The organism is Burkholderia sp. Tr-20355 (genome assembly GCF_017104685.1).
GTDB classification, from domain to species: Bacteria; Pseudomonadota; Gammaproteobacteria; order Burkholderiales; family Burkholderiaceae; genus Burkholderia; species Burkholderia seminalis.
Map to the genome: position 1 here is coordinate 26,751 of NZ_JAAGPK010000020.1, position 14,751 is coordinate 41,501.

At 67.0% G+C, this 14,751-nt stretch carries 14 protein-coding genes and 1 pseudogene; 8 read left to right on the forward strand and 7 right to left on the reverse strand.

Translation table 11 applies throughout. The annotated features are described in order from the left end of the window. Nucleotides 1–99: 99 nt before the first annotated feature. Complete coding sequence (locus G3N62_RS07700; RefSeq protein ID WP_049031115.1) at nt 100–672, reverse strand: YbhB/YbcL family Raf kinase inhibitor-like protein; 573 nt, start codon at nt 670–672, stop codon at nt 100–102. Between the two features lie 473 nt (nt 673–1,145). On the opposite strand from G3N62_RS07700, the gene G3N62_RS07705 reads away from it, so the two are divergent. From G3N62_RS07705 to G3N62_RS07725, 5 genes and pseudogenes are all read left to right on the forward strand, one after another. Further along, nucleotides 1,146–1,478 carry a DUF2322 family protein gene (locus G3N62_RS07705; protein ID WP_034188557.1) on the forward strand — a complete coding sequence of 111 codons (333 nt, stop codon included), beginning with the start codon at nt 1,146–1,148 and terminating at the stop codon, nt 1,476–1,478. 124 nt (nt 1,479–1,602) lie between these two features. Continuing rightward, the gene (locus G3N62_RS07710) at nt 1,603–2,427 is read left to right on the forward strand and encodes a hypothetical protein (protein WP_260449353.1); all 825 of its coding nucleotides are present in this window, start codon (nt 1,603–1,605) and stop codon (nt 2,425–2,427) included. 130 nt (nt 2,428–2,557) lie between these two features. Continuing rightward, a pseudogene (locus tag G3N62_RS07715) lies at nt 2,558–3,189 on the forward strand (LysE family translocator). Between the two features lie 323 nt (nt 3,190–3,512). Next, on the forward strand, nt 3,513–3,713 hold the full coding sequence (locus G3N62_RS35905) for a type II toxin-antitoxin system RelE/ParE family toxin (protein ID WP_231750648.1): 201 nt from the start codon (nt 3,513–3,515) through the stop codon (nt 3,711–3,713). Continuing rightward, on the forward strand, nt 3,641–3,928 hold the full coding sequence (locus G3N62_RS07725; RefSeq protein ID WP_034188559.1) for a helix-turn-helix transcriptional regulator: 288 nt from the start codon (nt 3,641–3,643) through the stop codon (nt 3,926–3,928). Before G3N62_RS35905 ends, G3N62_RS07725 begins: the two co-directional genes overlap by 73 nt. Nucleotides 3,929–4,024: 96 nt before the next feature. Here G3N62_RS07725 and G3N62_RS07730 read toward each other — a convergent pair whose 3' ends face one another. The 3 genes from G3N62_RS07730 to G3N62_RS07740 form a co-directional block, all read right to left on the reverse strand. Then, the gene (locus G3N62_RS07730) at nt 4,025–4,696 is read right to left on the reverse strand and encodes a YebB family permuted papain-like enzyme (protein WP_124670178.1); all 672 of its coding nucleotides are present in this window, start codon (nt 4,694–4,696) and stop codon (nt 4,025–4,027) included. A gap of 144 nt (nt 4,697–4,840) precedes the next feature. Beyond that, on the reverse strand, nt 4,841–5,410 hold the full coding sequence (locus G3N62_RS07735; RefSeq protein ID WP_034188561.1) for a hypothetical protein: 570 nt from the start codon (nt 5,408–5,410) through the stop codon (nt 4,841–4,843). A 218-nt stretch (nt 5,411–5,628) separates the two neighbouring features. Continuing rightward, a complete protein-coding gene (locus tag G3N62_RS07740) occupies nt 5,629–6,087 on the reverse strand; it encodes an Lrp/AsnC family transcriptional regulator (protein ID WP_034188562.1) in 459 nt (152 codons plus the stop codon). 125 nt (nt 6,088–6,212) lie between these two features. On the opposite strand from G3N62_RS07740, the gene G3N62_RS07745 reads away from it, so the two are divergent. The 3 genes from G3N62_RS07745 (at nt 6,213) to surE (ending at nt 8,226) form a co-directional block, all read left to right on the forward strand. Next, on the forward strand, nt 6,213–6,947 hold the full coding sequence (locus G3N62_RS07745; RefSeq protein ID WP_124670179.1) for an AzlC family ABC transporter permease: 735 nt from the start codon (nt 6,213–6,215) through the stop codon (nt 6,945–6,947). 1 nt (nt 6,948) lies between these two features. Beyond that, nucleotides 6,949–7,248 (forward strand): AzlD family protein, encoded by a 300-nt coding sequence (locus G3N62_RS07750; protein WP_034188620.1) that lies wholly within the window; start codon nt 6,949–6,951, stop codon nt 7,246–7,248. Nucleotides 7,249–7,446: 198 nt separating this feature from the next. Further along, complete coding sequence (gene surE / locus G3N62_RS07755) at nt 7,447–8,226, forward strand: 5'/3'-nucleotidase SurE (RefSeq protein ID WP_124670180.1); 780 nt, start codon at nt 7,447–7,449, stop codon at nt 8,224–8,226. Nucleotides 8,227–8,285: 59 nt separating this feature from the next. On the opposite strand, the gene G3N62_RS07760 is transcribed toward surE, so the two are convergent. From G3N62_RS07760 to G3N62_RS07770, 3 genes are all read right to left on the reverse strand, one after another. Next, a complete protein-coding gene (locus G3N62_RS07760) occupies nt 8,286–9,107 on the reverse strand; it encodes an SDR family oxidoreductase (protein ID WP_124670181.1) in 822 nt (273 codons plus the stop codon). A 153-nt stretch (nt 9,108–9,260) separates the two neighbouring features. Continuing rightward, the gene (locus tag G3N62_RS07765; protein WP_124670182.1) at nt 9,261–11,930 is read right to left on the reverse strand and encodes a GH92 family glycosyl hydrolase; all 2,670 of its coding nucleotides are present in this window, start codon (nt 11,928–11,930) and stop codon (nt 9,261–9,263) included. A 67-nt stretch (nt 11,931–11,997) separates the two neighbouring features. After that, nucleotides 11,998–14,436, reverse strand: coding sequence for a GH92 family glycosyl hydrolase (locus tag G3N62_RS07770; protein WP_124670183.1), 2,439 nt, complete (start codon nt 14,434–14,436; stop codon nt 11,998–12,000). Nucleotides 14,437–14,751 lie beyond the last annotated feature (315 nt).

Sequence of the window (14,751 nt, forward strand, 5' to 3'; positions counted from 1 at the left end):
CGGCCGCAAGTCACTGTCAGCAGCGAAGGGCGCTTCGTCAACGGCATGAACCGGAATGCCGACGGCGGGATGCGCTGCGATGACCTCCCGCCACGACGCTCACTCCGCCGCTCGGTGATACATCGCAACGTAGCGAGCCCGTGCAATCACTTTTCCGTGCATCTGGTATGCAACGAGAGCCGGGCTCGACGTGGCGTTCACGTCGATACCTGGAACCGAGAGCGCCGACGCCGTGACGACGTATCGGTGCGACTCTCCCTGAGGCGGGCAAGGCCCGCCGTATTTCGCCGTCCCGAAATCGGTCAGCGTTTCGACGGCGCCTGCAGGCATCCGCTTCGGATTGCCGGACGCGCCCTTTTCGATCGACGCTTCCGACGCCGGAATATTGACGACGCCCCAATGCGTCCAGCCCAGCCCGCCCGTCGGGGCATCGGGGTCGTGAATGGTCACGACGATGCTCTTCGTTCCGCGAGGAAGATAGGACCACGAAATGCGCGGCGAGACGTTTTCGCCATGGCAGCCAAATCCGCCGTAGACCTGTTCGTTCCCGAACCGGCCATGGTTCAGGTCATCGACTTTGACGGAGAACGTTCCCGCGACGGCGATTGTCGGCACGATCGACAAGAGCATCGCGGAGCAGAGGGTCGATCGCGAAAGGAAATTGAATGTCATGGTGTGCTCCGTTGAAAAGGAGGGCGTTTCCGCGGCGGGCAAAAACGATCCGGCCGAACGAAGCGCGCGGGTTGCCGGCTTCCTTGCGGCAGATACGCCGGGTTGAAACATGAAACAAGCGTTGTACAACCGGCGTTGACGCAAATTGTAGATTTGGATTCCCAACGTCGGTAGCGTCGCCCACGCGTTCACCATGTTGTCTTGATAGCAACAATTGACGACGGGCATGTCTTGAGATTGCGATCGCGACCGTCACGCTGAAGTGGCGGCGGCACGAGAAGCAGGCATCGCAAACCGGCCGACTGCGTCTCGCGGAGCATTCGCGCGTGCCCGCAATCGGCCGCCGTGCGTGCCTACGACCGGATGATCCGACTCCGTGCGAATCGCCCGGTTGCGTCGAAGAATGCATCCCGGTGAATCAGATAACATACGGGCCGCCACCTTTCCACGATCAAACCGACGGAGCGTTTTCAGTGATTCAACCGACCCCTGTATTCAAGGACAACCTCGCGCAACTGCCGGCCATCGACGGTATCGCGCGCATCGATCTCGCCGGCGCGAACGGCGACGTGGTCGCGACCATCGAGAACCAGCCGGGCAAGCAGGGCTCGCTCGCGGTGTACCACTATCTGCAGCAGGCATTCGGCACGCTCGACGCGAAAGCGGCCGAGCATGGCCTCGCCGTGTTCGCCGAACACACGGCCGACGCACGCAACCGCCCGGGCGCGCACCCGAACGTCGATCGTCTGCTGGCGATCGTCGACGGCGGCGAAGCGCTGCGCATCGACGTCGTCGCGAAGGACTGAGTCGTTGGCGGCACGCGTGCGGAACACCGCGATCGTCGCATCCGTATCAGCTTCTCCGGAAACCGCTCGCGTGTCGCGCTTCGGTGCGCTGGCCTGGGGCCGCCGTTTCGCGACGGCAACCACGATCGCCACTGTTGCCTGGGCCGCGCTCGGCGGCACGGCATCGGCCGCCCCGCCGCGGACAGCATCCGATATTGCCGGCGCATCGCTCGTGCCGCTCGGCGTGCTGCCGCATTCACCCGAGAACGGTTCGCTCGATCCGTTTTGCACGCGATATCGCGCGAAGGCGACCACCGCGGCCGGCCGCGAAGTCGCGAAGCGCGACTGGATCGTGACGTCCGAGGCGCCGCTCGGGCGCTACACGGTCGTCACGTTCTCGAGCGGCTTCGGCGCCGGCACGAGCGCGATCTGCTTCGCGCGCAACGGCAACATCGGCGTATTCGACGGCACGACGCTCGTCGCGCTCGGCTATACCGCGCGCAAGGCCGGCTGGCAGCTCGGCTCGGTCGATCGGCTGGAAAACGGCGCGCTGCTGATCTGGGGCGGCGACGGCCCGGCACCGCCCGTCGGCGAGCTGCATGAAGAGAACGGCGGCCTGCGCTTGACCGGCGTCGCCGCCGAAAGCACGCACTGCGGCGGCCGCGCGGTCGTGCCGAACGTGTACGGCAAGCCGCTCGACGCGGCACGCAGGATCCTGATCGCGCATGGCTGGCAACCGCTGCCCCCGCGCGAGAAGCCGGAAGCCACGGATGGCGCGGCAACGCTCGCGAAGCACGGCATCATCGAAGCCGAAGCGTGTTCGGGCACCGGGATGGGGTATTGCGCGCTGCGCTACCGGAATGCGGCCGGCGTGCTCGGCGTGACGACGGTCGGCGGCGAGCCGGACAAGCCTTCGGCGAATACCGTGATCGACTACCAGGTCGCGTGTCGCAAGCAGGGGGCGCGCTGATCGCGCGAGCATGATGCCTGTGTCATGCGATCCACACCGTCCGGCCATCGTCCGTTCGCTCGATTGACCGCGCTCACGTGCCCTCCTAAACTGACCTCCCTTTTACGCCGCACCGACAAAAGGGACTGCCATGATCGACTTCTCCACGCTCGCGCTGTTCTCCGGCGCATGTCTCGCGCTGACGGCCACGCCCGGCCCCGACATGCTGCTGATCGCGTCCCGCAGCGTGAGCCAGGGCCGGCGTGCAGGCTTCGCGACGCTCGCGGGCATTCAGGCCGGCACCTACTGCCACGCGCTCGCGGCCGCGCTGGGCTTGTCGCAGCTCTTTTCGCGGTGCCGCTCGCGTATGACGCCGTGCGCTTCGCAGGCGCCGCGTATCTGCTGTATCTCGCGTGGAAGACCTTCCGTTCGGATGCGACCGCGCTGTCGCCCGTCGCGTCGCCACGCCGCCACTCGACCGCGACGATCTTTCGTCAGGGCCTGACGACGAACCTGCTGAATCCGAAGATGGCGTTGTTCGTGCTCGCGCTGTTTCCGCAGTTCGTGCGCCCCGAGCACGGTTCGATCGCCGCGCAGATTCTCGTGCTCGCGACGGTGTTGAACCTGATCGGGCTCGTCGTGAACGGCGCGGTCATTCTCTCCGCGAGCCGGCTGAGCCGGCGGATCGGCGCGCGCCGCCGGCCGTCGAAACTGCCTCAGTATCTGCTTGGGTCGGTGTTCGTCGGGCTGGCGGCACGGCTTGCGGTGGCAGGGCGAAACTAACTCCGTCATCCGGCCGTGGTGCCTGCCCCACCCTGACACCGGATCGCGTACTTGCCGGACCCGAATTTCCTGAAAGCCGTCGGGTCCTAACGCCGTCTCCGCTATCTCCGACCGCAGCAACAAGGTCTCGAACGTTCCCTCACCGCTGACCAACCGCCTGTACCCGCATCCGCGGTCGGTCACTGTTCTCGCGAATACATAACATATTTGTTACCGTGTTGAATCATGCTTGTGAGATTCGCTTCTTCAATGAGCGTGTCGAGGTTGGGGTAGCGTCGTTACCCGCGACCTTGCTTGCCCGGTTCCTTGCACTCGCCGACCGCATGGCGCAGTACGGCCCGAATCTGGGCGAGCCCCACACCCGACCGATGGGAAACGGGCTGTACGAAATGCGATTGAAGGGCGCGGAAGGAACTGGAAACCGCCCGTCGTCGATCGAAGGAGGTTCGAGATGGCAACGTATAAGGAACTGCGCGAGCGTGCGTTGGCCGCTCCCAAGGTGCGCGCCGAATACGAACGGCTGAATCGCGAAGAATTCGCGCTGCTCGACGCGATGCTGGCGGCTCGGCGAGCGGCCGGCTTGTCGCAAGCCGACGTGGCGGAACGGATGGGCACGAAAGCGCCCGCCATTACCCGGCTCGAACGAGCGCTCGCGACGGGCCGGCACTCCCCGTCCATCGATACGCTGCGCAAGTATGCGGCGGCTTGCGGCAAGCAGCTCGTCATCTCGTTTGCCTGAGTCACGCGCCCGCGACACGATCGCTTTCTCCTGCCCTCCTTCAAGCCCTGCATCGCGTCAGCGGACGCGCCGCCGATTCCGTATCGCACTTGCCCGTCAATCGGCCTCACACCCGCGCGTATCCGCCACCACCCGCAACGCGCCGCTCTCGAGCAAGCTCGCCGGCGTCACCGTGCGGCGGCGCCACGGGATTCGCCCGAAATACCAGATTTTCCAGAAACCGAGCGGATGATCGGGATTCCGGCGCAGCAGCATGTCGAAGGTCTCGACATCGCCGAGCACGATCCGCGTCGCATCCCGCACGACTTCGCGCACGAACCGCGAGCAGAACTGCCGGCGCGACGCGAGATTGAAACCCGTGTCGTAGACCACGCCGATCCGGCGCATCGCCGCGTCGACGAGCCGGCGTCGCTGCGCGGCGTCGAGCGGCTGCTTGAGCCGCGCGATCACGCATGCGCCGCGATCGGAACGCGCGAGAAACCGCGACATCGTCGTGACGCGCGACAGCGGGAACGTGCTCTCCGCGATCAGCGTTTCACCGCCGCGCGCGCCGACCACGATGCCGACGTGATTCGTCCATGAGCGCGTGGCGCTCGCTACCTCGAGGAACGGCCGCACGGTCACACGAATGAACACGATGTCGCCGATCTCCGGTCCGACCGGCAACGACACATCACGCGTTTCGGGAGAACCGACGAAGAAGAGACGCCGCCGGCCCGCGCCGGGCGAGCGGATCATGAGCGGCTGGCGGCCGGTGTCGACGACCATACGGACCTCGCGCGAGTGGTGATGGCGCGAGCATGTCAGCAGCGGCCGGGCTTCGCATCCGCTTCCTGTGCGAGGGCGGATATTCGCGCCGCCCGGTGGCGGATTCCGATACCGGCGTGAAGCGGCGCGCGGGCGCCGCGGCCTTCAGCGCGTCGCGCCCAGCGCCACGCGCAGCCGCTCCATCAACTGCGTGTAGTGGCGCAGCACGTCGTCCCTCGGCACGACATTCGCCGTCGCGAAACGGTCGGACCACGCGGGCTTCCACTCGTACGAGCCGTGCACGCTGCGATCGCCGTCGGGCGCCTGAATCAGCGAGCGGATCCGCGCGTCGCGGCCCGGGCCCGTATGCACGTCGAACAGCGCGTGGATGTACGTGTGATAGGCGTCGTATACGTCGTCGTCGAACAGGTAGCGGTAGATGTGGAACGTGCGGTCGAGCTCGCGCTTCGCACGGATCACGTCGTCCGGCGAGATGTCCTTCCAGTAGCCGATCCACGTGTAGAAGCACAGCAGCATGTTGAGCTGAGGCGCAACGGCGTCGTACAGCGCGAGCCGCTTCTCGATCAGCCGCTGGTTGGTCCACTGCACGAGTTCGAGCCGCTTCAGCCGGCGCGCGACGAGCCAGCCGAGACACGCGACCGACAACGGCGTCAGCACGCCGAGCACGAGCTTGACGATTTCCAGCGAATTCCACGGATTGTTGATTGGCTGCATGAATGGCCCGACAAGAAGAAACGCATTCACGGCAACGCATGTCCGGCGCGCAGCGCCGCGTGCCCGATCGCGTCAACATTGACCGTTAGTTGCTTGCACATCGAACGTCGCATCACCGCGCCGGCGAGACGGGCGATGCGGCCTGCGTCACCAGTTTATCCGGCGATTGTCACTGCGCAATGACCATTCGTCGACGGGCACCGTGCGCCCGCGTCGCGCTACGTCGGCAGCGCCGACGTGAGCTTGATCTTCTGCATCGGAATGTCGGTCTTCACGCTGAGCACGCCGGGAATGCGCGTGAGGGTTTCCATCTGGAAGCGCCGGTAGTCGTCGATGTCGGCCGCGACGACGCGCAGCAGGAAATCGCAATCGCCGGCCATCAGGTGGCATTCGACGACTTCCGGCATCTGCTGAACGGCCTCCGAGAAACGGTTCACCGATTCCGCGTCCTGCCCCTTCAGCCACACCCGCGTGAAGATCGTCAGCCCCTTGCCGACCTTCGCGGGATTCAGCACGGCCACGTATTTCTCGATCACACCGGCTTCCTCGAGAAGCCGCACGCGCCGCAGGCACGGCGACGGCGACAGCCCGACCTCGTGCGCGAGCTCCACGTTCTGCATGCGGCCGTCGCGCTGCAGCGCGCTCAGGATGCGGCGATCGATAGCGTCAAGTTTCATTTGGCATCCGATTCCAAAAAATTCCCACATCGCGCGTTCAATGCCAAATTCTGAGGAAAATCTGGCCACAACGCAACCCGATTCGAGTCAAAAAAGCAGACAATCCCTCCCCCGAAGGAGGAGTCATGAGCAGTAGCGTTTCAACGTCGTCCGGGCTTCGCGACAAGCCCGCCTATGTCGCCGAGATGGGCCGCGGATTACGCGCGGCGCTGCCCGTCATGCTGGGTTTCGTGCCGTTCGCGCTCGTGCTGGGCGCGCAGGCCGCGCAGAAAGGGCTGAGCCTGTTCGAGGTGCCGATGATGACGGGCCTCAATTTCGGCGGCGGCTCCGAATTCGCGGCGATCCATCTGTGGACGTCGCCGCCGCACATCGCGCTGATCGTCGCGATGTCGTTCCTCGTGAATTCGCGCCACATCCTGATGGGCGCCGCCTTCGCGCCGTACATCCGGCGCCTGCCGCGCCGCTGTGCGTTCGTCGCGCTGTTCTTCATGTGCGACGAGAGCTGGGCGATGTCGCTCGCCGACGCGAGGGCGCGCTCGGCCACGCACATCAGCGTGCCCTATTACGCGGGCATCTGCATGGGGCTCTACCTGACGTGGATCTCGATGACGACGCTCGGCGCGGCCGTCGGCCCGACGATCGGCAACGTCGAGCAGTACGGCTTCGACATGGCGTTCACCGCCGTGTTTCTGGTGCTGCTGCGCGGCATGTGGAAAGGGATGCGTGCGAGCCGGCCGTGGTTCGTGAGCCTCGTCGTCGCGGCGGCCACGCACCTCGCCGTGCCCGGCGCCTGGTACGTCGCGGCAGGGGCATGCGCGGGGCTGATCGCCGCGCTGCTGTGGGAGCCGCGCGATGCCTGAGCTGCCGGATTTCAGTACCGTCGCGACGATCGTGCTGATGGCGTCGACGACCTATCTGTCGCGCATCCTCGGCTACGTGCTGCTGCGCAACCGCACGCTGAGCCCGCGGATGGCGTCGGTGATGGAGAACGTGCCCGGCTGCGTGCTGATCTCGGTGATCGCGCCGGCCTTCGTGTCGACGCGCCCCGCCGACCTGCTCGCGCTCGCGATCACGCTCGCCGCGGCGACGCGCCTGTCGATCCTGCCGACCGTGATCGTCGGCGTCGTGTCGGCCGGCCTGCTGCGGCACCTGCTCGGCTGAACGGTGCCGGGCCGCCGCGCCGGCCACCCCTCCAACGACGAACGGGCGCGCGATGCGCCCGTTTTCACGTCCGCGCCGGCGTGCGGCGAGCGCGTGACACGACGCTCCTCACGCCGGAGTGCTAGCCTTGTGGCTTGCGCCACGCTGGCGCGGCGCCGTACGCCCCTGTCATTGCCCATCTCCGCGAGGATCGTCCCGATGCAAGAAGCCCGCCCGCTGTTCGACCGTGTCCTGCTCACCAACGACGACGGATTCGACGCCCCCGGCCTGGCAGTACTCGAACAGGTCGCCACGCAACTGGCACGCGAAGTGTGGGTCGTCGCGCCGGAGGAAGACCAGAGCGGCACGTCGCATTCGCTGAGCCTGCACGAACCGCTGCGCGTGCATCGCAAGGGCGAGCGCCGCTTCGCGGTGCGCGGCACGCCCGGCGATTGCGTCGCGATCGCGGTCAGCCACCTGATGAAGGATGCGCGGCCCGACGTCGTGCTGTCCGGCGTGAATCGCGGCGCGAACCTCGGCACCGAAACGGTATTTTCCGGCACGGTCGGCGCGGCGATGACGAGCATGCTCGTCGGCGTGCCGGCCATCGCGCTGAGCCAGGCCTTCGTCGATCGCAACGCGGTGCCATGGAACACGGCGCTCACGCACGCGCCGGACGTCATTCGCCGGCTCGTCGCCGCCGGCTGGGACAGCGATGCGTGCCTCAACGTGAATTTCCCGGCGCGGCCGGCCGACGACGTGCGCGGCCTGAAGGTGACGAACCAGGGCGCCGGCACGCTGCAGGGTGTCGAGATCGTGTCGGGGCGCGATCCGCGCGAGATCGACTATCACTGGCTGAAGCTCGCGCGCGCGCCGCGCGACGACGACGCGGATTCGGAAACCGTCGCGCTCGGCGAAGGGTATGTCGCCGTCACGCCGCTGAAGTTCGAGCGCACGCACGATCAGGCGCTCGCGCGGCTGCGGTCCAGTCTCGGCTGATCGTCCGCGGAAGGCCCCGGCGGTCGCGCGCGACACGCGCGCGTCGCCGCGTCACCGCGTCACGTCAGGTTCAACCCGCCGTCGAGCATCACGATCTCGCCCGTCACGTAATCGGACGCGACAAGCATCGCGACCGTCTGCGCGATGTCGTCCGGGGCCGCCGCGCGGCGCATCGGCGCGCGCTCGCGCCACAGCTGCTGCGCTTCCGTCCAGTCGGCGGTCAGCGGCGTATCGACGAGCCCCGGCGCGACCGCATTGACGCGGATCGCCGGCGCGAGCGTCCGCGCGAGCAGCCGTGTGGTGTGATTGAGCGCGGCCTTCGCGGCCGCATACGGAATCGACGCGCCCTTCGGCCGCATGCCCGCATGCGAGCTGACGTTCACGACGCACCCCGCTCGCCCGTGCGACGCCGCTTCGCGCAGCGCGGCCTCCGCTTCGGCGACGAGCCGGAACGGCGCGATCACGTTGATCTCATGCATCTCGCGCCACACGTCGGGCGTGGCCGCCGCGAGGTCGTCATGCGGAATCACGCGGCTGACGCCCGCGTTGTTGACGAGCACGTCGAGCCGGCCGTGCACGGCCAGCGCGTCGCGGATCAATCGCACGCGCTCGGCATCGTCCGCGAGATCGGCCTGCACGTAGGCCCCGCCGAGTTCGCGCGCCATCGCACGCCCGGTGTCGGCCGAGCTGCGCGAATGCAGGATCACCGCGTAGCCGTCCGCCGCCAGGCGGCGCGCGACGGCCGCGCCGATCCCCGACGTCGAGCCGGTGACGAGCGCGACCGGCCGGTGCAGGCGCGACGCGCGCGGCGCGGCGGCGGTTTCGGTTTCGGGGGCCGTCTCGGCAATCGGGGCAGACATCGGCGGAAGCGGCGCATCCATGGCGGGGAACCCTGTCAGTGGCGTTCCCGCATCATAAGCGCGACGGGGCACAGAATCGAAGCGCAATCGATCCGCCCCCACGCGCGTGCCGGCCGCGCCAGCCGGTGAGCGGGCGGCACGACCGGCAGCGCCCCATGGCGCCGCCGCGCGCGGCTATTGCACGCCGGTCGGATTGCCGGCCGCCATCAGCGACGGCGCGAGCGCGCTGTTCGGGTCCTGGCCGTTCCACTGGCCGACCCACGTATCGTTCGGCGTCGAGCCCATCACGAAGTCGAGCGTGCCGCCGGCCTTCATCTCGTCATAGGTGATGTACGGCCGGTGCAGCGGCGTGCCGTTCAGGCTGACCGACTGCACGTAGCGATTCACCGACGACGGCGCGCCGCCGCTCGCCGTATGCGCGGTCACCTTGAAGCGCCGCGTCGCGCCGAACCTCAACGCCCCGCCCGCCGCGCTTGCCGACGCGACCGGAATATCGATCGTCGCTTCCTCGAACAGCGGCGTGCCGAAGTAGAACACGCCGCCGACCGGATTCAGCGAATAGATGCCGAGCGCGGACAGCACGTACCACGCGGACAACTGGCCGCAATCGTCGTTGCCGGGAATCGCCGCATCGCGCACGCGCCGCGGATCGTTCAGCGCGGCCTTCAGGCTGTCGCCGCTCAGCAACGCGCGATCGCCGGCCGTCAGCGTCAGCGAGTACATGTCGTCCATCACCGTGCGCACGCGGTCCTGGGTCTTCGACGGCATGCCCGCGACGGCGTACAGGTACGGCAGGTGGTTCGCCGGTTCGTTGCCCGCGAAGAACTGGCCGCTGCGGCCGGTCAGGTCCGGAAAGCCCTGGTTGTACTGGAAGGTCAGCGGGTTGGCCGGATCGAACGTGCGGTCGAGCTGCGCGATGAACTGGCGCCTGCCGCCGAGCAGCGCGACGAGGCCGGGGAAGTCGTGGAAGATGTTCCATGTATCGACCCACGCATTCGATTCGGAGAAGTCCGTCTTCTCGGCGGCGGTCGGATCGAAGCCGGCGACCCAGTTGCCTTGCGCATCCTTCGGCTGCGAGAACGTCCAGCCGTTGTTCGGCACCGCGTTGAACACGTTCCGGTAGTTCCGGCTGCGTTGCAGGTACGGCCGGTAGTCGGCCGCACGCTTGCCGGCCGCCTTGCCGACCGCGGCCGTCGCCCAGTCGTCGAACGCATAGTCCTGCGTCGTCGACACCGACGCGTTGTCGCCCGCGAACACATAGCCGCTTTGACGATACTGATCGAAGCCGTGCGCGCTCGCGCCCTGCGTGGTCGTCAGCGCGGTCCAGATGTCGTCGATGCCCGCGCTCGTCAGGTGCTTCAGGTACGCATCCGCGATCATCGGAATCGACGGGTGGCCGGCCATCGTGAAGGTTTCCGTTTGCGCCAGCGGCCACACCGGCAGCTCGCCCTTGCCGTTCTGCCGGAACTGCGTGAGCAGCGACTTCACCCAGCCGTCGACGCGCTCGGGCTGCACGAGCGTCATCAACGGCGATTCGGCGCGGAAGGTATCCCACAGCGAGAACGTCGACGAATAGTCGAAGCCCGGGTTCGCATGCTTGCTCGTGGTCGGCGGCGACGTCGTGCCATCGTTGGTCGAATCCATGCCGACGTAGCTGCCGTCCGCGTTGTTGTAGACCGTCGGTGCGAGCATCGTGCGGTACAGCGACGTGTAGAACATCGTCCGCTGGTCGGCCGTGCCGCCCTTGATCCGGATGCGGTCGAGCGCGGCGTGCCACACGCGCTCGGCCGCACCGCGCACCTGGTCGAACGACTGCGTGCCGACTTCCGCCGCGAGGTTGGCCTGCGCATCCGCGACGCTCGACGGCGAGATGCCGACCTTCACCGTGACCGCGCCGCCGTCGCTGCCGTCGGCGAACGTCAGGTAAGCCTTGAAGCCGTCCGTGCTGAACGCGACGTTCTTCGTATCGAACGGCTTCGAGAAGCGCGCGACGAAATACGTCGGCTTGTGGTTGGCCCAGTTGTTCGTGAATTGCCAGCCGACGATCGTCCGCGCGTCGACGATCTGGATCCTGCCGCTCGCGGTCGACCCGCCGATCGGGTTGTCGATGCTCACGATCATGCTGCGCTTCTGCGTCGCCGCGCCCGGGAAATACGTATAGCGATGTACGCCCGCATGCGTGGTCGCCGTCATCTCCGCGAGGATCGTTGCGCCCTGCACGTTCCACGGCGTGTTGCCGCTGCCGACCGGCGCCATCTTCACGCGGTAGTAGCCGGGGCTCGCGGTTTCGTCGTCATGGCTGAACGACGCGTTGTAGGTGATCGACGGATCGACGGCGACCTTCGCCAGGGTTGCCTTGTCGACCGGCGCGAGCGTCGGCAGGAACCGCACTTCGCCGCCCGAGCCGATGCCCGTGCCCGACAGGTGCGTGTGCGTGAAGCCGGTGATGAACGGATCGTCGTACTGGTAGCCCGACGTGCGATCCCAGTTCCACGGCAGCGTATGCGCGCCGCCCGTCGTGTCCGGTCCGAGCTGCACCATCCCGAACGGCACGGTCGCGCCCGGATACACGTGGCCGTGGCCGCGCACGCCGCTCGCCCAGTCCGCGTTGATGTCGAGATTCGCGGTGCCGATCATCGGATCGACGCTGCGCAGCACCGACCGCTTGCCCGCGCCGCCGCTCTCGCCCTGGTCGTTTTGATCGCCTTGGTCGGTTCGATCGTTCTGGTTGCCCTGCTGGTTCGACATCTGCGCCAACACGCTCGCATCCGTCGAACCCTGGTCGCCCCCGCACCCCGACAACACGGCAAGGCACCCGATACCCACCACATGACGTAGCTTCATCCGTTCGTCCCTCCCTCTCTCTTTGCGTCGATCCCGTTGGCAAGGACCGCTCGTTGATCGTCCAGCCTTACTGCGCGCCGGCCGCCTGCGGGAACGACGGCATCGCGGACGCATCGGTGCCCCACGTCGCGGCGTTCGCGTCGGCCGTCATCGAATACGACAGCGTCCCGCCCTGCGCGATATGTTCGAACGGCAGCCATGCGGTCGGGTAAGGTGCGCCGTCCAGCTTCAGCGACTTCACGTAGAACGACGCGCCGTCGCTGGAGCCCGCCCCCGGCGCGGCGATGCGCAGCAGACGGTAGCTGCCGTCCTGCTGCCCGACGCGCACCGTGATCTTCTCGAACTGCGGGCTCGACAGCGCGACGCCGCTCACGCCAGGCACGACCGGATAGAGACCGAGCGCGGCCCACACGTACCAGCCGGAGAGCGCGCCGAGATCGTCGTTGCCGGGCAACCCCGCCGCGCCGGTGCCGAACGCGTTCGCGAGCGACGCGTGCAGCACGCGCTGCGTATGCGACGGTGCGCCGGCCCACGCATAGACCCACGGCACGGCCATCGTCACTTCGTTGCCGACGTAGAAATACGGCTGCACGGTGCCGACGTTCAGGTGCGTGAAGAACGTGTCGAGCCGCTCGACGACCGGTGCGGCGCCGCCCGCCCGCGCGACCACGCCCGCGAGATCGTGCGGCACGTACCACGTGTATTGCTCGGCGTTGCCTTCCATGAAGCCGGAGCCGTCGGTAACCCACGCGCCGGCCGACGTCTTCGGCTGGATCGCCGTCCTGTCGAACAGGTTCCGCCAGTTGCCGCTCGACTTCAGCAGCGTGCCGGCCGTCGCCGTATCGCCGAGCGCCGTCGCGAAGCGCGACACCGCGAAATCGCGCACGGCGTATTCGAGCGTGTTCGACGCGGTCTGGTTGTCGCCGCTGCCCGACGCGGGCACGTAGCCGAGCCGGTCGTAGTCCGCTCGGCTGCCCATCACGGGTGTGCCGGCACACGCGGCGCCGGGCGCCGTGCTGCGCTTCATGATCGACAGCGCGGCCTGCGTATCGAAATTCGTCGCGCCGAATGCATACGCGTTCGCCGCGATGATCGATCCCGCGTCGCCCGGCATCACGGCCGTTTCCGTATTGAAGTATGCCCAGCGCGGGAAGGCGCCGCAGGCCTTCGCGTCGAGCACGAGCGACTGCACGATGTCGCTGGTGCGCACCGGATCGAGCAGCGCCTGCAACTGGATGAACGAGCGGTCGATATCCCAGCCGGAGAAGTTCGCGTACATCGTGCGTCCCGGTTCGACCTGACGCGTTGACGCGGCCGGTGCGCCGTTCGACGCGTAGAAGTCCGGATACTGGCCGTTCACGTCGTTGAACACGTTCGGATGCAACGACGCGTGGTACAGCGCGGTGTAGAACCTGGTCTTGTCGGCATCGCTGCCGCCCGTGACCTGGATCGCGTTCAGGCGGGCATTCCAGGCGGCGCTCGCCGCGCGGCGCACCTTGTCGAAGTTCCAGCCTGCCCGGCCGTGCATCGCGTTGCCGGGGTTTTCCGCGTCGAGGTTCGCCTTCGCGTTCGCTTCGCTGACGAACGAAATGCCGAGCTTCATCATCACGTCCGGTTGCTTGCGGTCGACATGGAACGTCAACGTCACGGGGCTGTCGTTCGACAACGCGGGCTTCGCCGCGAACGGCTGGCTGAACTCCGCGTAGTAGTAGACGGGCACCGCATGCCCGGCCCAGCAGAATCCGCCGCCCGCGATCGTGCCCGACAGCGCGCGGTCGCCGACCTGGCGGATCGTGTCGCGCGTCGTGCCCTGTGCACGGTTGTTCAGCACGGTCGGATCGATCGCGATCGTCGCCTGCTGGCCCCGCGCGAGTACCGGATACGTGAAGCGCGCGAAGCCGGTGCGCACCGTCGTCGTCAGTTCGGCCTTGATGCCGTTGCCGAGCGTTACGCCGTAGTAGCCGGCCTGCGCGGTTTCGTCCGCGTGGCTGAAGCTGGCCGGCGTGCCGGCATCGCCCGGTGTGAGCTGCGGCATCACGTTCAGGTAGCCGCCATTCGCCCAGCAGCCGGTGCCGCTCAGGTGCAGGATGCTGAATGCGTTGATCGACGTGTCGCCGTACCAGTAGCCGCCGGAGAAGCCGGAGCCGTCGCCCTTGCGGCTGTCGTATTGCGCGGTGGGCGTCATCGGGCTCCACTGCATCATCCCGAACGGGACCGTCGGCCCCGGGAACGTGCCGCCGCCGAGCCCCGAGCCGACCGGGTCGGCCGGCTGATCGGTCGCGTAGTCCGTGCCGATCAGCGGATCGACGTACTGGACGACGCGCATGTCGGCGTTTTTCTTCGATGCTTCGCTGCCGGTGCTGTCATCGTTTTCATTGCGTTGCCCATGCGCCGCGGCCGACAGATTCGACATCGCGACCGACGGCGAATCGCCGTCGCCGCCGCACGAAGCCAGCACAACGCACAGCGCCAGCAGCGCCGCTCGCCACCCCCAGTTCCTCGACATCGCCTGTCTCCGTTTCGTTCTTGAATCAAGCTGTTGGTTCGAACTACTGAGCTTTAGATCAGGAATCTTTTCGTGACTTGTCGCGTACGCGGTCAATCGGTCGAAACTGCCGGACGCATGTATTTATTGCCGCATTCTGGGTGCCCGAAAAGGACGCACCGGCATGTCGACATGCCGACGCCCGGGAACGGACAACGCGCACAAGCGTGCCCAAATAAACGTGATTTCTCTACCCCGTGTTTTTACGAATTTTTATTTTGTTTATCTAAACAAATATGTTATCCAAGATTTACAGGATATTTAGAGCCGCTCGCG